Here is an 18,090-nt window from a genome sequence, read left to right as displayed (position 1 = left end):
GCCCGTCAGTGTAACGCTTTCACCGGGTTCATTGTTCGGTGGCGAACCATCCGGTCGCGATGCCTCGCGTACACTGTAGCTTTCCAGTGTCAACAATGTTCATGCTTGCCATTCTCGAACGAATCGATCCCGACAGCGACCGCATCGACCTCCTGGTCGACCTGGTCGATTGCCTGCGCCCGCGCCATCGCTGGGTCTGGCAAAACGCGGACGATCCGGTGCAGGCCGTGCGCACCCTGACCCAGCTACTCAAGGGCAATCCGGCGCAGGCCTGGACGCTGCGCCGCTATATCACGACCCTGCTCGAGCGCCGCCGTCACACCAGCCTGTACAGCGACATCGGCATCCTGTCGAACGATGGCTTCGTCACGGAACTCAAACGGCGCGTCACCTACCGCTTCCTGCCGCCGGCACTGAACGACCTCTACCTGTCGGATGCGCTCGACCAGGTGCTGTACGACGAGGAAGATCATGCCTGGATCCGCATGGTGCCAACCGCCGACTGGATGGAACTGTTCGACGTCATCGCCGACGCTCCGCCGCCCACTGACCGCAGCGGCGGACCGCCCCCCTCCGACCGGGCGCGCTACGTTACCCTGATGGGCCTGCTGGATGCGATCCGCACCCTGTCCTGTCGCATCTGCGCGCTCGGCCTGGAACCGCGGCTGGTGCACAGCTACAGCGAGATCGAGAATTTCGATTCGCCCTTCCTGATGCAGAACATCGAGGTCAACCACTACCTCGACGAATACGCCCGCTACCTCGACGGCAAGAGCGCGGGGCCGGAGCCGGCCCGCCACCTCCTGGTGATGCTCGACCAGTGCGGCGAGGTGGTGGCCAAGATCCGCCGCGGCGCGCAGTCGAGCGGGACCAGCGTGGCCCTGACTTACCTGCTGGTGGCCCTGCAGCAGAGCATCGAGCGCCTTCACAAGCTGCTCTACCTGGTGGATGTGCGCGGTGAGCTGCCGAGCGCGCCGACGGTGGACCTGGAAGCGGTGGCCAGCTCGGTGGCGAACCCGGCGGGCGCAGTGGCGAGCGACCGCCGCCTGGCGGCGATCGCCCTGGCCGAAGAACTGATCGAGGCCCACAACACCAAGTATCAGGTGCGTGGCCTGTTGCGCGACAACGTCGACCTGCTGGCGCGCAATGTGACCGAGAATGCCAGCCGCACCGGCGAGCATTACATCGCCGAAACCCGGCGCGCCCTGCGCCACATGTTCGTGGCCGCCTCGGGCGCCGGTTTCATCGTCGGCTTCATGGCGATGTTCAAGATCATGCTGGGCTACCTGCACACGGCGCCCCTGGTCGAGGCCTTCCTGTTCAGCATGAACTACTCGCTGGGCTTCATCCTCATCTACGTGCTGCATTTCACGGTGGCGACCAAGCAGCCCGCCATGACGGCCCAGCACATCGCGGCCTCGCTGCAAAAGGCCGACAACGGCCGCGGACTCGACGTCGACAGCCTGGCCACGCTGGTCACCAAGGTGTTCCGCACCCAGATCGTCGCCGTGCTCGGCAACGTGGTGCTGGCCTTTCCGGTGGCCTGGCTGATCGCGGTCGGCTACAAGATGATCAATGGCAGCCACATGGTCAACCCGGTCAAGGCGCACCACCTGCTGATCGACATCGATCCCGTCCACAGCCCCGCCCTGTTCTACGCCGCGATCGCCGGCGTGTGGCTGTTCGTGGCGGGCCTGATCTCCGGCTACTACGACAACAAGGCGCTGTACACGCGCATGGGCCAGCGCGTGCGCCAGCTGCGCAGCCTGCGCCGCCTGATGGGGACGGCGCGCCTCGAGCGCTTTTCCGTGTATATCGAGGACAACCTCGGCAGCCTGATGGGTAATTTCTTCTTCGGTTTGATGCTCGGCATGACCGGCTTCGTCGGCTTCCTGCTGGGCCTGCCGCTCGACATCCGCCACGTCACCTTCTCCACCGCCAATTTCGCCACCGCCCTGGTCGCGCTCGACTACGCGCTGCCCTGGGAGGCGATCGGCAACGGGGCGGCCGGCGTGGCACTGATCGGCACGGTCAACCTCCTGGTCAGCTTCGGCCTGGCGCTGTGGGTGGCGATGCGCGCCCGCAAGATCCGCTTCAAGCGCGGCATCCTGCTGGTGCAGGCGCTGGGCCGCCGCTTCTTTGGCGCACCCGTTGAATTTTTCCTTGGACCCAAGGATCTCTCCCCTGGCAGCGAACTCATCGTAAGGGACACGAAATGAATAACAAGCGCTTCAGCTCTTTCCTGGCCTTCCTGGCCTTCGTCTGCGTGGTCGCCTCATGCAAGTCGCTGCCGGATGCGGAGACCCTGCCCGACAATCCCTCCAAGGCCACCCCCGCGGTGGCGACGCCGCGCGGCATGCTGCAGCCGAAGCAGGCGGCCCAGCTGCTGTCCAAGCGTTGGGCGAATGCCTCGCCCGACCTCAAGCAGCTGGCGGTGCTCGAAGAACAGGTCACCGGCGCCCCGCTCATCCCCGGCAACAAGGTGACGCTGCTGTTCGACGGCCCCGCCACCATGCGCGAGATGATGGCGGCGGTGCGCGACGCCAAATCCTCGATCAACCTCGAGACCTATATCTTCGACCGCGACCCGATCGGCCTGCAGTTCGCCGACCTCCTGATGGAAAAGCGGCGCCAGGGCCTGATCGTCAACATCATCGCCGATGGGGTGGGCACGCTGGCGACACCGAAGGAATTCTTCGAGCGCATGCGCGCGGCCGGGGTCAACGTGCTGATCTTCAACCCGGTGGACCCGACCAAGCGGCCCGGCAACTGGCAGCTGAACAACCGCGACCACCGCAAGATCATGGTGGTGGACGGCAGGATCGGCTTCACCGGGGGCATCAACATCAGCGAAACCTACGCCAACAGCTCGCTGTTCCGCTCGAAGCGCAAGCCCGAGAATGTCGACAGCGACGATGTCGGCTGGCGCGACACCCACATCCGCATCGAAGGCCCAGCCGTGGCCGCGCTGCAATATGCCTTTGTCGACAACTGGGTGCGCCAGGACGCCGGCGACTTGCCGGCCGCCGCGTACTTCCCGCGCCTGGCCCCGGCGGGCGACAAGGTGATGCGCGTGCTTGCCACTACGCCGGATCGCGATTCGGAGATCTACAAGTCGCTGATGGTGGCGATGAACGAGGCAAAGAAATCGATCAACATCACCTCGGCCTATTTCGTGCCGGACCAGCAGATCGTCGATGCCTTGACCGCGGCGGCGCGGCGCGGCGTCGACGTCAAGCTGGTGCTGCCCGGGGTCTCCGACCATGACCTGATCAAGTACGCCGGCCAGGCCTTCTACGACCAGCTGCTCGCCGGCGGCGTGAAGATCTACCAGCTGCAGGTGGCCGTGCTGCACGCCAAGACGGCGGTGATCGACGGCATCTGGTCCACCATCGGCTCGGCCAACATCGACCGGCGCAGCTTCATCCACAACTACGAACTGAACGTCGTGGTGCTGGACGCGGCCTTCGGGAAGGACATGGAGAGCGCCTTCAACGAAGACCTGCGCCACTCGAAGCAGGTGACGCTGGAGCAGTGGCGCAACCGGCCGTGGAAGGACCGGTTGCGCGAGCTGATGGGCCGCCTCGCTGAATACTGGATTTGATGTTGTAGCGTGGGCAGCGTCAGAAAGTCGAAGTGCGCCAACTCACCGTGTAGTTGAACGCGTGGGCGGCAAAGCCGCCCACCCTACAGCCCCGCGGCCATCAGGCCGTCGTTATGCGGCGTCCAGACACTCCCGGCCCGCATGAACTTGTCGGTATCGACCAGCTCGAAGTGGCCGTGCACCACGTCCCAGCCGTAGCGGTCGATCTCGACCTTCTCCGGCTCGACCCGCAGCACATTGAAGGAATTCACCTCGCCCCGCCCGCGCGTGGAGGTCGCGGTTCCCGCCTGCACCACCAGCGCCGCGTATTCGCTCATCTGGTAACGCGTTGCCGTGCTGCCGGCGTGGCTGGCGTGCATGTGGCCGCCCATCAGGATGTCGATCCCGCATTCCGAAAAGGCCTGCATCGCCCGCGGCGCCCGGTTCACCAGGTCCTGTTCCTCGAAATGGTCGGGCAGGTCGAAGGGGTGGTGGGCCACGATAATGCGCGTTACCGAGGCCGGCACGCCGGCCAGCTGCTGCCTGACCGTGGCCAGCTGGTCGCGGCTCACCTTGCCGTCCTTGATCGTGAACGAACGCGCCGTGTTGACGCCGACCACGGCGATCTCGTCGTCGAGGTAGAACGGATCGAGGTCGTCGGTGATATAGCGCTTGTAGCGCTCCAGCGGCTTCACGAAGCGGCGGAACACGTTATAGAGCGAGATGTCGTGGTTGCCTGGCACGATGATCTGCGGCCCCGGCAGGGTATCGAGATAAGCGCGCGCTTCTTCGAACTGCTCGGCTTTGGCGCGCTGGGTCAGGTCGCCCGAGACCACCAGCACGTCGGGCGCGATGCGCTCGATGAGCGTGCGCAGCGGCGCCAGCAGGCTGTGATCGACGCGGCCGAAATGCAGGTCCGACAGGTGTACGAGTGTGCGCATCCGCTGCTTCCTCTATGCTTTCCGATGGTCAGATGTCCTGCGGCTCGACCGGCTCGCCGGCCCGCCGCTCACGTGCACGCCGGCGCCGGTTCAGGGTGGCGGCGCCGGTGATGCAGATCGCCAGCCAGCCGCAGCCCTCGGCGGCAGCGGCCAGCACGTCGGACAGGTAATGGACTCCAAGATACATCCTTGAGAACGCGACCGTCGCCACCATGGCCAGCGCCAGCACGAAGGGCAGTACCCTGCCCCACCACGAACGCGCGTGGCGCGCCGCATAGCAGGCGATGAAACCGTACAGCACGGTCGCTCCCATGGCGTGGCCGCTGGGGAAGCTATAGGTGCTCAGCTGCAGCAGCGGCTCGGCGAAATGCGGGCGGGCGCGCTCGAAGCTGTGCTTCAGCAGCACGTTCAGGATCTGGCCACCGGGCACGCTGGCGACCAGCGCCACGGTCCAGTAGCGGTGTCCTCCCCTGTACAGCCAGATGCCGGCCACCAGCGCCAGAATCAGGATGCCCGGCGTGCTGTGCATGTGCGTGACGGCAAGCAAAACGTCGCGCAGACCCTCGTTGGCGCGCGCGTGCAGGTGCAGCCAGTTGGCCACCTCGACGTCGAGCTGGGTGATCGGCGCGCCGGCGACGACGGCGCCGGCCATGTGGGCAAACATCGCGGTTGCAAGCAGCAGCATCGCCACGCCGGCGGTCAGGTGCAGGCCATATTGGCCCTCGGGGGAAAAGCGGGCTGCCGTAAAGCGGTGGAGCCGGGGAAGAAGGTCGTTCTGCATATCAAAGTCTCGTGTTTCGCCAATGCCCTTTCAGATGGGGTCATTGGCGAAAAAACCACAGAAATAAAATTTCACTGTACATCCACACAGTAACTGTAGATTTATACAGTGGTTGTGATATTCTTTACTCACTCCAACGTTTTTAATAAAAGGAAACACCATGACCACTCTGAACAGCTCCTTCGGCCTGGAATATGTACCTGTCCCTTTTATGGTCCGCATCGGCCGTCGCGAGGTGCTGATCACGCGCGATTTCCGCAAGCGTTTCTATGCGGTGAACCCGATCATCGAATGCGATACCGGCGTTGAGCCAGGTCATCTGGAAATCCTGGTCTGCAAGCGCTGGCTGCTCATCCTCTCGAAGGCGCACTGAAAAACGCATATTGTTAAGCGAATAAATTCGTTCCTTTGGGGGGAGCTGAGCCGTAGTCTAGAGGCTCCAAACCTGCCCTCTGAAAGAACGATATGCTTCGCAAAACCTTCCTGCGCTCGCTTGCCGCACTCACGCTGCTGGCCCCCCTGCTGAACGGAACCGCCGCAGCAGCGGATATCACCCTGCTCAACGTGTCCTACGATCCGACCCGTGAGCTCTACCAGGATATCGACGCCGCCTTTGCCCGCCAATGGAAGGCCAGGACCGGCGACAGCGTCACGGTCAAGCAGTCGCACGGCGGCTCGGGCAAGCAGGCGCGCGCCGTCATCGATGGCCTGTCGGCCGACGTCGTCACGCTGGCCCTCGCCTACGACATCGATGCTATCAGCGAACGCGGCTTGATCGCGCCCGGCTGGCAGGGTCGACTGGCTCACCGCAGCGCGCCCTACACCTCGACTATCGTGTTCCTGGTCCGCAAAGGTAACCCGAAACAGATCCGCGACTGGGGCGACCTGGTCAAGCCGGGTGTCGCCGTGATCACGCCGAACCCGAAGACCTCGGGCGGCGCGCGCTGGAACCACCTGGCCGCCTACGGCTACGCGCTGCGCCAGCCGGGCGGTTCGCCCGCCAAGGCCAAGGCATACCTGGCCAAACTCTACAAGAACGTGCCGGTGCTCGACTCGGGCGCCCGCGGCGCCACCACGACCTTCGTCGAGCGCGGCATCGGCGACGTGCTGCTGGCCTGGGAAAATGAAGCGCTGCTGGCCCTGCGCGAACTCGGCCCGGACAAGTTCGAGATCGTGGCGCCGTCGATCAGCATCCTGGCCGAACCGCCGGTGGCCGTGGTCGACAAGAACGTCGACAAGAAAGGCACCCGCAAGGTGGCCCAGGCCTACCTCGAGTTCCTGTACACCGACGAAGGCCAGGACATCGTCGCCAAGAACTACTACCGCCCTGCGGTGGACAAGTTTGCCAAGAAATATGCGTCGCAGTTCCCGAACGTGAAGCTGTTCCCGATCGCCGAGCTGGGCGGCTGGACGCAGGCGCAGAAGGCGCACTTCGCGGATGGCGGATTGTTCGACCAGATCTACCAGCCGGGCCGCTGACCCGCGACCTTCACTGGCGGCCGCCGTCGGGCGCCGCCTGCCACTGCGGGCCGACTTGCAGCAAGCCGCAATAGACGGCGATCCGCCGGGCCGTGACGCTGGCCCTGTCCTCGTCGAGCCCGGCGCCGAAGCGGTAGCAGCCATCCACCGTCTCGATCTCGATCAAGCCTCTCCCGATGCCCATCGCGGTGTACTGGCCCTCGGCCGAATACGAACCCATTGCCGGCATCGGCGCGACGCGCACCGCGCGCACGCTGCCCGCGGCCAGCGCCAGCACGTCTTCATCCTCCAGCGCCCATGCTTCGGCCTTGTCGCGATACACCACGAGCTCGTCCCGCACGAACAGGTTGCGGTAAAGGATCGCAAACAGGGCGGTCGCCATCAGCACCAGCACCCATACCTTGAACCAGGAAAAACGTTCCGGCGGCCCGTCGAACAGCTTGAGCGCAAGCCAGGCCAGCGTGGCCAGGCCGGCGCCGGACACGGCGATCATCGGCGGCTGTTTCGACGGTGGGCAGACGATGTGCAGCGGTTCGGGAGACGAGGGGGACGGGTATCCGGTCATGATGGTGGTTTGCGGGAGTCGGCCACACTCTAGGACATCCCCGCCGTCCTGGCAAGAAAGAAGTATCTGAACGGCAACCGAAAACGCCGAATTTTCCAGCCGGGCTAGCATGGTGACCGTTCATTAACGGCCTGTCCTGCGGCCGGACGCCGCGGGCAGTCCTCTTCCCCTAGAAAAGGACGTACGTCATGGCAATCAGACTCAGGAAACTTCACGACCAGGTCATGGTCATCACCGGCGCCACCAGCGGCATCGGCCTCACCACCGCCCGCATGGCAGCCGCCCGCGGCGCCCGCCTGGTGCTGGCTTCGCGCAGCAAGGATGCGCTCGCCGAGCTGGCCGACGAGATGCGCAGCCGCGGCGTCATGGTCGAGACCGTGGCAGCCGACGTGGGCGCCCCCGGCGACGTCGAGAAGATCGGCGAGCAGGCCATCGCACGTTTCGGCCGCATCGACACCTGGGTCAACAATGCAGGCATCTCGGTGTTCGGCCGTCTCGAAGAAGTCAAGCCCGAAGACCACCACCGCCTGTTCCAGACCAACTTCTGGGGCACGGTAAACGGCTCGCTGGAAGCGGTGCGGCGCATGAAGCACCGCGGCGGCGGCGCCATCATCAATGTCGGCAGCGAAGTGTCGGAGCGCGCGATCCCGATGCAGGGCATGTACGCGGCCTCGAAGCATGCGGTGAAGGGTTTCACCGACGCGCTGCGCATGGAGCTCGAAAAGGAAGGCGCGCCGCTGCAAGTCACGCTGGTGCGCCCGGCCGCGATCGACACCATGTTCGCGGTGCACGCGCGCAACTACATGGACAAGGAACCGGCCCTGCCGGCGCCGATCTACGCCCCGGAAGTGGTAGCCGACGCCATCCTGTATTGCGCCGAGCACCCGAAGCGCGACGCCTATGCGGGCGGTGCCTCGAAGATGATCTCGGCCGGCTCCAGGCTGATGCCGGCCCTGTTCGACCGCTACATGAACGCGAGCATGTTCAAGCAGCAGAAGTCGGAGCGCCCGACCGCGCCGAACCGCCGCGACGCCCTCTACAAGCCGGATCCGTCGACCGAACTGCGCCAGCGCCAGGGCATGCCGCAGAACGTGCATGAGCGCAGCCTGTACACCAAGACCAGCCTGCGCACCTCTCCCCTGACCACCGCCCTGGTGGGCGGCGGTGCGCTGTTAGCCGCCTTCAGCCTCTCGCGGCGGTTTGGTCGATAGGAAGTCGGTGTCCTCCTCGGTCAGCGGAAGATCGGGGATGGACACGATCTGGTCGGTGTCGATGTCGGCGCCGTCCCTGGCCACGTTGTCGCGCCCGGCCGACGCGCGTTCGCCGGTGCCGCCCATGTCGCTGTCGCCGGAGAAATCGGCGTCGCCGACATCGGGACCGGCGGTGCCGCCGGCATGGCTTTGTTCCAGGTCGGAGGTGGTGCCCTGGTCGAAATCGAGGGTCTGCTCGGGGTCGATTGCGTCGGCAAAGCCGGGGCCGCCTACCACGTCGCTGCCGGTGTCGGAAATGTCGCTCGGACCGAGCGAATCGATGCCGTGTCCTTTACCCAGACTGCGGTCTGGACCTTCTGGGAAGTTATCCGGATCAAGTGTGCTTGCGCCTGTCATGTTGCCTCCAAAACGTTGTGTGCCATGGCTACAGGCTAACGCTTTTTGCAACACGGCGTCGCCGCGCACACCCGCGGCGCACAGGGTCAGAACGCTCGTCGCATTCCGAGATTGATGGCGCCGCCACTGCCATTACGCACGCCGGCATTCTGGATCCCGCTCTTGTGTTGTATGTGCGAATAGGCGGCGTAGAAATCGAGCCGGCGCGATACCGCATACGTGGCGCCGACCGCGATCTGGCGCGCGTCGCGGTTGGCCGCGTCGCGATCGTTCTTGCGGATGTAGGAAGCCAGCAGCGTGGTCGCATGACCGACCGGCACCGCCACCCCGGCCAGCACGTCGCGGCTGTCGGTCGATGGAATGGAGGTGATGCCGGCGCCGTAGGGATTGTCCGGATTGAACAGCGGCGAGCTGCCCCAGCCGCGGCTGGCGCTGTATGCCGTGTAGGCAGTGCCCCAGTCGAAACGCATGTTGGCGGCGATGATGGAATTCTTGGCGGCCATGCTGATGTCGACCGGGTTGATCCGGGTGACCTTGGCCACGTTGCGGTTCTGGTGCGCCGCGCGGATCGTGATCGGGCCCGCCTTGAAACCGACCGACATGCCCCAGGCGCGTCCCGAGGGCGAGCCGTCCAGGTCGCCCTTGCCCCAGGACGAGCCGGCCGTGAAGCCCTTGTAGCGGCCTTCGTAGGCGACACTGTCGCCGCGCCGGAGTGCGCCGGCGCTGCCCATGCCGTCGGCGCTGGCACTGCCGGCCAGGCCGCCGTGGAAGGGGTCGCCGACATCGGTCAGGGCGAGGAACTCGAGGTTGTACTGGCGGCCCACGGTGAGCGGCTGCGATACGCCGGTGCGGCGCTGCTCCGCCTCGTGCGCGGTTTCCAGTGTGAAAATGGCGGTCCCGTCGCCATCGCGGCCGCTACCGGAGCCACCCTGCGCAGACGCGCCCTTGCCGCCGGCTTCCGCAGACGGCGTCGCGCAGCCCCTGGCGCAGTCGGTTCCCCTGACTTCTGCTACAACTTCGCCCCTGCCGCCCTGCCCCTCCAGGGCAGCGCTGTCTGCGGCCGAGGCGCACGCCGCGCTCGCTCCGAGCACGGCACATGCGATGATTGACATCTTCATGGCGTCATTCCCTCTTTGAAGCCATCATTCCCTTCTTTGACGAACTGATCTGTCTAATAACGCACATAAAGCAGCTGTCCATCCAAGCCGAACTTTCCGACCTGTCTCAGGTTCTACACCGTAGAATGAGTGGGCACAAGAGGCTTTTACAAACTTAGGAGACCCGATGCCATCTGCTGCCCGCGCGCTGAGCATTCTTGCCATGGCGCTAGGCGCCGCCCTCAGCGCCGCTCCTGCGCTGGCCCAGCAGCCCGACGCAGCGCCCATGGCCCATGCGGCCTGGACGCGCAGCGCCAACATTTATGAGGTCAATATCCGGCAGTACACGAAGGAAGGCACGTTCAATGCCTTCGCGCAGCATCTGCCGCGGCTGCGCAGGATGGGCGTGGACATCCTGTGGCTGATGCCGGTGCAGCCGATCGGGGTCAAGAACCGCAAGGGCACGCTCGGCAGCTATTACGCGGTGCGCGACTACACGGCCGTGAACCCGGAATTCGGCACGATGGACGACTTCAAGCGCCTTGTGAAGCAGGCCCAGGGCCTCGGCATGCGCGTCATCATCGACTGGGTCGCCAACCATACCGCTTTCGACAATCCGTGGACCGTGCAGCACAAGGACTGGTACCTGAAAGATGCGAAAGGCGAGCTGTTCCCGGTGACCTATACCGAGGGCGCCGAACCCGAATACTGGACCGACGTGACGGGCCTGGACTGGAAGCAGCCAGGCCTGTGGAAAGGCATGCGCGACGCGATGGCCTTCTGGGTGCGCGAGACCGGCATCGACGGCTTCCGCTGCGATGTGGCAGCGAAGGTGCCGACCGCCTTCTGGGAAGGCGCGCGTGCCGAGCTGGAGCGAATCAAGCCGGTGTTCATGCTGGCCGAAGCCTGGCAGCCCGCGCTGCACACACGCGCCTTCGACATGAGCTATGGCTGGGATACGCTGGGCGTGTTCAAGGATGCCGCCAAGGGCAAGGCCGACGCGCGCACGCTGCGGGCGCTGTTCGAGAAGCCGCCGGTGGCCTACCCAAGGCATGCCTACCGCATGCGTTTCACCAGCAACCACGACGAGAATTCCTGGCAAGGCAGCGACCCGGAGCACTACGGACCGGCGTTCAAGGCGATGGCGGTGCTGGCGGCGACGCTGCCGGGCATGCCGCTGATCTACGGCGGACAGGAGGCGGGACTGGACAAGCGCCTGGCCTTCTTCGAGAAAGATCCGATCGCGTGGCGCGAGCATCCGAACGAGGCGCTGTACACCTGGCTGCTGAAGCTCAAGCACGACAACCCGGCGCTATGGAACGGGCAGTATGGCGGGACCATGCGGGTGCTGGAGACGGGTAATGACAAGGTGTTTGCGTTCCGGCGCGAGAAGGACGGGAACGTGGTGGGCGTGACGGTAAACCTGTCGGGGGTCGAGCAGCGGTTTGCCGTGGCGGGACGGGAGGAGTCGTTGGGGGCGTGGGAGTATCGGGTGGTGGCGCCGGTCAGGTAAGGCTCCGCAACGAATACGTCGTTCCCGCGCCGGCGGGAGCCCAATCTCGACCAGGCGCTTGGGCGTGGCGACGAGCTGGATGATCTCGGACGTCTCAGACCCGGGCGGCGAGCGCGACGCCGTTCTTCCCGGTGCGCTTGACCGCATACATGGCGTGGTCGGCGCGCGCCATCCAGGCGTCGACGTCGGGCGGGTCTTCCGGGCCATGCAGCGCGATGCCGATGCTGGCGCCCACCGTCACGCCGACGCGGCCCAGCAGGTAGGGTTCCCCGAGGCGATCGAGCAGCTTGCGCGCGGTGTCCTCGGCATCGGCCGCGTCGGCCAGCATCTCGAGCACGACCACGAATTCGTCGCCGGCCAGGCGCGCCACCATGTCGGTCTTGCGCACGCCTGCCGACAGGCGCCCGCCGAACTGGCGCAGCAGCTCGTCGCCCTGTTCGTGGCCGTGACTGTCGTTGACCGCCTTGAAGCCGTCCATGTCGAGGAACAGCAGCGCGCACGGGCGGCCGACGCGGCGTGCGCGGCTCATCGCCTCGGGCAGCGTTTCCAGCAGCGCACGCCGGTTCGGCAAACCGGTCAGCACGTCGCGCAGCAGCAGCGCCTGCAGTTCGGCGGTGCGCTCGGCCACCGCCAGCTCGAGGCGCTCGTTCAGCGCCAGCAGCGCCTGGCGATGCGTGGTCTCGCTGTGCACCAGTTCGCGCATCGTGCTGGAGAGGATCCGGGTTTCCAGGAAGCCGTCGACCTGCGGTATCGGCGGCGGCTCCTTGCCGGCCCTGGTGGCTTCGGTCGCGCGCTCGATCGCCTCGCGCAGCGCCGCCATCGGCCGCACCAGATGGCGCGCCATCAGCGCCGCCGCCCCGGCCAGGGCCAGCGCCAGCAGCGCGCTCCAGCCGAGCATGCGCCGTTTCAGGCCCTCCGCGCCTTCCATCGCCCGTTCCTCGGTCTGGCGCACCAGCACGGTCCAGCGCAGCGAGGCCGGATCGAGCATGTCGCCGGTCTGGCTGTAGCCGGTCATGTAGGCGCGGCCATCGGGCCAGACCTCGCGCAGCGATCCGGTCATGCCCTTCTGCGCCAGGCGCAGGCTGGTGGTGTCCACCTTGGTCTCGAGCAACGGCTGCGGGCCGAGCATGACGGTGCCGTCTTCGCGGATCACGAGGATCTCGGCCCCGTATCCGCGCAGCGCCGGCGTGAGCAGCTTGCCGGCATGCCGGCGCGCCCACTCCCAGCTCAGGTGCACGCCGAGCACGGCGACCGGCTTGCCGCTGCGGTCGACGATCGGCCCGGAGATATCGACGAAGCGCCAGGGATCGGGCTTGCGCGGCAGGATCTTCTCGAGCAACAGGGCAGGATGGTAATCGGTCGCGTGCACGCTCCGCATGCCGGCGGTGAACCAGGGACGCTTGGCGACATTGGCGCCCTCCAGCATGCGGCCGGTGGCGGCGACCACCTTGCCGTCCAGGTCGGCGATGCCGATCCAGGCATAGTCGGGGAAGGTGCGCTGCAGGCTCTCCAGCACGGCGCGCGTTTCCTCGGCATCCCTGGAGTAGCGCACCTGCGGCAGTTCGGCCAGCAACCGCGTATCGCCGGCGGCGCCCTCGATCACGCGGTTCAGCGCGTCGCGCATCTGCCACGACAGCTGCTGCAGGCGCAGCTGGGCTTCTTCACGCGCATGGCGTACCGCAAAGTGGTTGACGAGCGCCAGCTGGAGGGCGACCGCCAGCGCGACGGTGACGCAGACCGCCAGCGTCATCAGACTCGACAGGCGCATTTTTCCAAAGAAGCCGCTCATGGGTGAATCATCGCCAAAGGTGGGGAATTGTCGCACATTGTAACGACTTTCTGGCAATCAAATAAATACTTTGCAGCATCATTCGTTATCGTTTAAGCCAGTCTCGACAAATTTACAACGGTCGCGCCCAGTAAGCCGAACCGATCGGTGTACCATCAAGCGCCGTTGACCGCGGGAGCTTCCATGAACATCGCAATCGTTCCACTTGCATGCCTTTTGCTGGCCGGTTGCGCAGCCGCGCCTCCGGCATCCATTCCGTCAGAGCACGAAGTGCGCCGCCTGATGGCGCGCGAACATGTGCAGGGACTGGCCCTGGCGGTGATCGACCGTGGGGAGGTGGTCAGTGTGACGGCCTATGGCAAGCGCAATGTGGAGCGCGGCCTGCCGCTCACGCCGCAGACGGTCATGTATGGCGCTTCGCTCACCAAGGCGGCCTTTGCCTATATGCTGCTGCAGCTGGTGGACGAAGGAAAGCTCGACCTCGATGCCCCCTTGCCCGCCCTGCTGCCGAAGCCCCTGCCCGCCTACGACAAAGCGCCCTGGGATTTCTCGGCCCTGGCGAACGATGTCCGCTGGCGCAGGCTGACACCGCGCATCTTGCTTACCCACGCGTCGGGCTTCGCCAACTTCCGCTGGCTCGAGCCGGACCGCAAGCTGCGCTTCCACTTCGATCCCGGCACGCGCTACGCCTACTCCGGCGAAGGTTTCTATATGCTGCAGCTGGTCGTCGAGCGCGGTCTCGGCCTGGATACCGGACAGGAAATGCAGCGCCGCGTGTTCGACCGCTTCGGGATGCGCAACACCAGCATGCAATGGCGACCGGACTTCGCCGCCAACCTGGCCGACGGCTATACCCTGGAAGGCAGAATGGAGCCGCACGACGAACGCAGCCGCCCCAGCGCGGCGGGCTCGATGGACACCACGATCGAGGACCAGGCGCGCCTGTGGGCGGGAATCATGCGTGGGGAAGGACTGAGCGCGGCATCGCGCGCCATGATGGTGAGCGGCCAGCTGCCGATCAGGTCCGCCGGCCAGTTCCCGACGCTCACGGCCGGCGCGGCGGCGTGGCCGCAGTCGCTGGCGGCGGGCCTCGGGGTGGTGCGCTTCGTCGACCGCAGCGGGCCGGCGTGGTTCAAGGGAGGACATAACGACAGCACCGGCAACATGGTGCTGTGCCTGGAAACCGGGCGGCGCTGCGTGGTCATGCTGGCCAACGATGTGCGCGCCGAGCGGATCTATCCCGAACTCGCGCGCCGCGTGCTGGGGGCCACCGACATGCCGTGGCAGTGGGAGTACGGCTGGTTCAAGCCGTAGAAGGCTCAGTTGCCGAAATAGCGGCCGGGGCGATGCCAGGCCATCACCATGCTGCTCATGGCGATCGCGCTCAGCGACGACCAGCCCACCAGTTCCGGCGCCACGATCGCCAGCGCCGCCAGCAGGATCACGCCGTCGATCGCCACCTGCGTGCGGCCGGCATTGATGCCGTACTTCTTTTGCAGCCACAGCGTGACGATGCCGGTGCCGCCCACGCCGGCGCCGTGGCGTGCCAGCGCCAGGATGCCCATGCCGCAGAAGGTGCCGCCGCCGAGCGCGGCGACCATCGGGTCGACGTGGCCGATCACCAGGCCGTTCGGGATCAGCTTGAGCATCGCCATCACCAGCACGCTGACCGCGAGCGACTTGACCGTGAAGCGCGCACCCATGAACAGGTAGCCGAACAGGAAGAATGGCAGGTTGATCAGCATGAACAGCATGCCGACCGTGTAGTCGGTGGTGTAGGACAGCAGCAGCGAGATGCCGGCCACGCCGCCCGTGATCAGGCCGGCTGCCTGCAGCAGCAGCACGCCCATCACGACGAACAGCACGCCCACGGCGATGCCGTAGACGTCGTCGAACACCGTATGCGGCTTGATGGACGCCACCTTCTTGGCCTGGGCGGGCTGGTTCCGCAGGGCGCCCTGCATCATCGCGCCACCTCGACACCCGGCGAACGCGTTGCGCGTCCGTCGAATCGGTAAGAAGTCGAGCCGGGCAGAAGATGATGCTTCATATTCCTCACAGTGCATGGGCGGATGGCGGGTGTAGCCCGCCATTATTACGCATGTTGCACTGCAATGAAAATTCGCGTTCCGCATGACCGCCATTCGCGAAACGCATAATTACTTGTAGAGCAACTCGGGCAGCCACATCCCGATCGCCGGGAACGTATACAGCAGGATAATCCCCAGCACCTGCAGACCCATGAAGGGCAGCATGCCCAGGAAGATCTGGTTCAGGGTGACGTGCGGCGGCGACACGCCCTTCAGATAGAACGCCGACATCGCCACCGGCGGCGACAGGAAGGCGGTCTGCAGGTTCATCGCCACCAGCAGGCCGAAGAACAGCGGATCGATGTTGAAATGGGCCAGCAGGGGCACGAAGATCGGCATGAAGATCACGATGATCTCGGTCCACTCGAGCGGCCAGCCGAGCAGGAAGATCACCACCTGGGCCAGGATCATGAACTGCACCGGGGTCAGGTCCATTCCCAGCACCCAGGCGTTGATGATCTCCTGCCCGCCCAGCAGCGCGAACGCGGCCGAGAAGATGCTGGAGCCGACGAACAGCCAGCACACCATCGCCGTGGTCTTGGTGGCAAGGTGCGCGGAGTCGCGCAGCAGGTTGAAGTTGAAGCGGCGGTAGGCGATCGCCAGGATCAGGCCGCCTAAGGCGCCCATCGCCGCGGCCTCGGTCGGCGTGGCCAGCCCGAACACGATGCTGCCCAGCACCGCCAGGATCAGGATCACCAGCGGGAACAGCGAGCCGAGCAGCATCTTGAAGATCTCGAGCCGCGCAAAGCTGAAGTACAGGTAGAAGACGAGCAGCGCCGCGCCCAGGACCGCCAGCGTGATCCAGAAGGCCTTGGGTGCCGGCTTGGCGACGGGATCGAACGCTGGGACGGGTGCCGTGGCAGCCGCGGCGGCGGCCGGCGCCGACGCCGGCGTTTCCGCGACAGCAGGCGCCGCCGCCTCCCCTTCCACCGGAGGTTCGGCCAGGTCGCCTTCGACCGGCGGCTCCTGCAGTCCGCCCGCGTCCGGTGCTTCGGACGATGCGAAATCCTGCTGGGCGCCCATCTCGACCAGCTCGGTCGGCGGCGCCTCCGGCGCGGTGACGATGCGGTAGCTCAGGCCCATGACGGCAGCGAAGGCGAGCGCCGGCAGCAGCGCGACGAACAGGTTCGACGCCAGCGTGCGGCCCGCGACGCCTTCTGCGCGCGGCCCCTTGAACGCGCGCACCAGGCCGGCGACGGCGCCCTTGCCGTAGGCGTCGGGAATCGCCTGCGTATAGGCAGGCAGCGCGACGATCCGCTCGGACGCCGGCAGCGGCGGCGCCAGACTCGGCTTGAGCTTGGCGAGGATCAGCACATAGCCGATATACAGGCCGGCCAGCATGAGTCCCGGGAAAAAGGCGCCCGCATACAGCTTGACCACCGAGACCCCGGCCGTCGCGCCATACACGATCAGCAGCACCGAGGGCGGAATCAGGATACCCAGGCAGCCGCCTGCCGTGATGCAGCCTGCCGACAGCTGGGTGCTGTAGCCGGCCTTGAGCATGGCCGGCAGCGCGAGCAGTCCCATCAGGGTGACGACCGCGCCGACGATGCCGGTGGCGGTGGCGAACACCGCGCAGGTGACGATGGTGGCCACCGCCAGCGAGCCGGGGACGCGCGCCATTGCCAGGTGCAGGCTCTTGAACAGGCGTTCGATCAGGTTGGCGCGCTCGACCAGGTAGCCCATGAAGATGAACAGTGGGATCGAAATGAGCACGTCGTTGGCCATCACCGAATAGGCCCGCTGCACCATCAGGTCGAGCGTGAGCTGTACCGCCTGACCGGGATCCTGGCTGCGGAAGGCGAGCCAGGCGAACATCACGCCCATGCCCATCAGGGTGAAGGCGGTGGGGAAGCCGAGCATGATCGCGACCACGACCAGCGCCAGCATCAGCAGGCCCAAGTGGCCGTTGCTCATCTCGGCGGGCGCCGGCATCAGGGCGAACAGGCCAATGACGATCGCCACCAGGATCGACAGGCCGAACCAGATTTCCTTCCTCATCGCGCGCCCTCCTCGCCGCCAACCTGCGCCTTGAGCTTGTCGACGTCGACTTCCTCGACGTCCGGTTCGCGTGCGGGCCACGCGCCGTTGCGCAGGCAGACGATGCAACGCACGATTTCGACGCAACCCTGCAGCAGCAACAGGATGCCGGCGAAGGGAATGACCATCTTGAACGGGTACAGCGGCGGGCCGTTGGCGGTGAGGGTCGAGTGCTCCTTGATGGCGAGCGACTCGGCGGCGTAGGTAGTGCCGGCCCAGACCAGCGCCACCACGCCGGGAATGAAGAACACGAAGTACAGGATCAGGTCGAGGCCGGCCTGCAGGCGCGGCGGGAAGAAGCTGTACAGCACATCGCCGCGCACGTGGCCGTTCTTGGCCAGCGTGTAGGCCCCGGCCATCATGAAAGCGGCGCCGTACATCATGATCATCAGGTCGAAGGCCCAGGGATTGGGCGTATTCAGGACATAGCGGGCGAACACTTCCCAGCTGATGAGGAAGGTCAGCCCGACGATCAGCCAGGAGAAGGCCTGGCCGACCCAGCTGCTGACCCGGTCGACAAAAAACAAGACGTTTTGCATGGAACCGCTCCGGTCGAACGCACAGGGTCCCCCCCTCGTCATGAGGGATGGACGCCCAGGAAGTGT

At 65.8% G+C, this 18,090-nt stretch carries 16 protein-coding genes; 7 read left to right on the top strand and 9 right to left on the bottom strand.

The features are described from left to right. Nucleotides 1-101 precede the first annotated feature (101 nt). Nucleotides 102-2,219, top strand: coding sequence for a site-specific recombinase (locus AC56LU_RS18495; RefSeq protein ID WP_497177079.1), 2,118 nt, complete (start codon nucleotides 102-104; stop codon nucleotides 2,217-2,219). Continuing rightward, nucleotides 2,216-3,604 (top strand): cardiolipin synthase, encoded by a 1,389-nt coding sequence (gene cls, locus AC56LU_RS18490; RefSeq protein WP_497177078.1) that lies wholly within the window; start codon nucleotides 2,216-2,218, stop codon nucleotides 3,602-3,604. The genes AC56LU_RS18495 and cls overlap by 4 nt, the downstream gene beginning before the upstream one ends. Before the next feature lie 83 nt (nucleotides 3,605-3,687). Here cls and AC56LU_RS18485 read toward each other — a convergent pair whose 3' ends face one another. Beyond that, a complete protein-coding gene (locus tag AC56LU_RS18485; RefSeq protein WP_497177077.1) occupies nucleotides 3,688-4,524 on the bottom strand; it encodes a metallophosphoesterase family protein in 837 nt (278 codons plus the stop codon). A 28-nt stretch (nucleotides 4,525-4,552) separates the two neighbouring features. Next, a complete protein-coding gene (locus tag AC56LU_RS18480; protein WP_497177076.1) occupies nucleotides 4,553-5,305 on the bottom strand; it encodes a phosphatase PAP2 family protein in 753 nt (250 codons plus the stop codon). A gap of 160 nt (nucleotides 5,306-5,465) precedes the next feature. On the opposite strand from AC56LU_RS18480, the gene AC56LU_RS18475 reads away from it, so the two are divergent. After that, a complete protein-coding gene (locus AC56LU_RS18475; protein ID WP_497177075.1) occupies nucleotides 5,466-5,678 on the top strand; it encodes a hypothetical protein in 213 nt (70 codons plus the stop codon). A gap of 92 nt (nucleotides 5,679-5,770) precedes the next feature. Then, nucleotides 5,771-6,784 (top strand): sulfate ABC transporter substrate-binding protein, encoded by a 1,014-nt coding sequence (locus tag AC56LU_RS18470; RefSeq protein WP_497177074.1) that lies wholly within the window; start codon nucleotides 5,771-5,773, stop codon nucleotides 6,782-6,784. 10 nt (nucleotides 6,785-6,794) lie between these two features. Here AC56LU_RS18470 and AC56LU_RS18465 read toward each other — a convergent pair whose 3' ends face one another. Continuing rightward, a complete protein-coding gene (locus AC56LU_RS18465; protein ID WP_497177073.1) occupies nucleotides 6,795-7,349 on the bottom strand; it encodes a hypothetical protein in 555 nt (184 codons plus the stop codon). A gap of 188 nt (nucleotides 7,350-7,537) precedes the next feature. Here AC56LU_RS18465 and AC56LU_RS18460 point away from each other — a divergent pair, with 188 nt between their 5' ends. Then, complete coding sequence (locus AC56LU_RS18460) at nucleotides 7,538-8,560, top strand: SDR family oxidoreductase (protein ID WP_497177072.1); 1,023 nt, start codon at nucleotides 7,538-7,540, stop codon at nucleotides 8,558-8,560. On the opposite strand, the gene AC56LU_RS18455 is transcribed toward AC56LU_RS18460, so the two are convergent. Beyond that, the gene (locus AC56LU_RS18455) at nucleotides 8,522-8,956 is read right to left on the bottom strand and encodes a hypothetical protein (protein ID WP_497177071.1); all 435 of its coding nucleotides are present in this window, start codon (nucleotides 8,954-8,956) and stop codon (nucleotides 8,522-8,524) included. The two genes, AC56LU_RS18460 and AC56LU_RS18455, sit on opposite strands and share 39 nt — an antisense overlap. 86 nt (nucleotides 8,957-9,042) lie before the next feature. Continuing rightward, complete coding sequence (locus tag AC56LU_RS18450; protein ID WP_497177070.1) at nucleotides 9,043-10,074, bottom strand: porin; 1,032 nt, start codon at nucleotides 10,072-10,074, stop codon at nucleotides 9,043-9,045. A 166-nt stretch (nucleotides 10,075-10,240) separates the two neighbouring features. On the opposite strand from AC56LU_RS18450, the gene AC56LU_RS18445 reads away from it, so the two are divergent. Beyond that, nucleotides 10,241-11,566: an alpha-amylase family glycosyl hydrolase gene (locus AC56LU_RS18445; protein WP_497177069.1), complete on the top strand. Its 1,326-nt coding sequence runs from the start codon at nucleotides 10,241-10,243 to the stop codon at nucleotides 11,564-11,566. Nucleotides 11,567-11,660: 94 nt separating this feature from the next. Here AC56LU_RS18445 and AC56LU_RS18440 read toward each other — a convergent pair whose 3' ends face one another. After that, complete coding sequence (locus AC56LU_RS18440) at nucleotides 11,661-13,355, bottom strand: diguanylate cyclase domain-containing protein (RefSeq protein WP_497177068.1); 1,695 nt, start codon at nucleotides 13,353-13,355, stop codon at nucleotides 11,661-11,663. Between the two features lie 183 nt (nucleotides 13,356-13,538). Between AC56LU_RS18440 and AC56LU_RS18435 the strand changes: the two genes are divergently transcribed. Then, on the top strand, nucleotides 13,539-14,669 hold the full coding sequence (locus tag AC56LU_RS18435; protein ID WP_497177067.1) for a serine hydrolase domain-containing protein: 1,131 nt from the start codon (nucleotides 13,539-13,541) through the stop codon (nucleotides 14,667-14,669). Between the two features lie 5 nt (nucleotides 14,670-14,674). Here the strand turns inward: AC56LU_RS18435 and AC56LU_RS18430 are convergent, their stop codons facing one another. From AC56LU_RS18430 to AC56LU_RS18420, 3 genes are all read right to left on the bottom strand, one after another. Then, on the bottom strand, nucleotides 14,675-15,322 hold the full coding sequence (locus tag AC56LU_RS18430) for a YitT family protein (protein WP_497177066.1): 648 nt from the start codon (nucleotides 15,320-15,322) through the stop codon (nucleotides 14,675-14,677). A 192-nt stretch (nucleotides 15,323-15,514) separates the two neighbouring features. Beyond that, nucleotides 15,515-17,446, bottom strand: coding sequence for a TRAP transporter large permease (locus AC56LU_RS18425; protein ID WP_497177065.1), 1,932 nt, complete (start codon nucleotides 17,444-17,446; stop codon nucleotides 15,515-15,517). Then, nucleotides 17,443-18,024 carry a TRAP transporter small permease subunit gene (locus AC56LU_RS18420; protein ID WP_497177064.1) on the bottom strand — a complete coding sequence of 194 codons (582 nt, stop codon included), beginning with the start codon at nucleotides 18,022-18,024 and terminating at the stop codon, nucleotides 17,443-17,445. Before AC56LU_RS18420 ends, AC56LU_RS18425 begins: the two co-directional genes overlap by 4 nt. Between the last annotated feature and the right edge of the window lie 66 nt (nucleotides 18,025-18,090).

Source organism: Telluria sp. PB2R4 (genome assembly GCF_059685695.1).
This window is presented reverse-complemented; position numbering and strand designations above follow the sequence as displayed.

Bases quoted from the DNA above. Each gene is read 5' to 3' on its own strand.
- AC56LU_RS18465 (WP_497177073.1), bottom strand. From the start codon at position 7,349: ATGACCGGATACCCGTCCCCCTCGTCTCCCGAACCGCTGCACATCGTC.
- AC56LU_RS18445 (WP_497177069.1), top strand. From the start codon at position 10,241: ATGCCATCTGCTGCCCGCGCGCTGAGCATTCTTGCCATGGCGCTAGGC.
- AC56LU_RS18440 (WP_497177068.1), bottom strand. From the start codon at position 13,355: ATGAGCGGCTTCTTTGGAAAAATGCGCCTGTCGAGTCTGATGACGCTG.
- AC56LU_RS18450 (WP_497177070.1), bottom strand. From the start codon at position 10,074: ATGAAGATGTCAATCATCGCATGTGCCGTGCTCGGAGCGAGCGCGGCG.
- AC56LU_RS18495 (WP_497177079.1), top strand. From the start codon at position 102: ATGCTTGCCATTCTCGAACGAATCGATCCCGACAGCGACCGCATCGAC.
- AC56LU_RS18470 (WP_497177074.1), top strand. From the start codon at position 5,771: ATGCTTCGCAAAACCTTCCTGCGCTCGCTTGCCGCACTCACGCTGCTG.
- AC56LU_RS18485 (WP_497177077.1), bottom strand. From the start codon at position 4,524: ATGCGCACACTCGTACACCTGTCGGACCTGCATTTCGGCCGCGTCGAT.
- AC56LU_RS18475 (WP_497177075.1), top strand. From the start codon at position 5,466: ATGACCACTCTGAACAGCTCCTTCGGCCTGGAATATGTACCTGTCCCT.
- AC56LU_RS18420 (WP_497177064.1), bottom strand. From the start codon at position 18,024: ATGCAAAACGTCTTGTTTTTTGTCGACCGGGTCAGCAGCTGGGTCGGC.
- AC56LU_RS18430 (WP_497177066.1), bottom strand. From the start codon at position 15,322: ATGATGCAGGGCGCCCTGCGGAACCAGCCCGCCCAGGCCAAGAAGGTG.
- AC56LU_RS18480 (WP_497177076.1), bottom strand. From the start codon at position 5,305: ATGCAGAACGACCTTCTTCCCCGGCTCCACCGCTTTACGGCAGCCCGC.
- AC56LU_RS18425 (WP_497177065.1), bottom strand. From the start codon at position 17,446: ATGAGGAAGGAAATCTGGTTCGGCCTGTCGATCCTGGTGGCGATCGTC.
- AC56LU_RS18435 (WP_497177067.1), top strand. From the start codon at position 13,539: ATGAACATCGCAATCGTTCCACTTGCATGCCTTTTGCTGGCCGGTTGC.
- AC56LU_RS18455 (WP_497177071.1), bottom strand. From the start codon at position 8,956: ATGACAGGCGCAAGCACACTTGATCCGGATAACTTCCCAGAAGGTCCA.
- cls (WP_497177078.1), top strand. From the start codon at position 2,216: ATGAATAACAAGCGCTTCAGCTCTTTCCTGGCCTTCCTGGCCTTCGTC.
- AC56LU_RS18460 (WP_497177072.1), top strand. From the start codon at position 7,538: ATGGCAATCAGACTCAGGAAACTTCACGACCAGGTCATGGTCATCACC.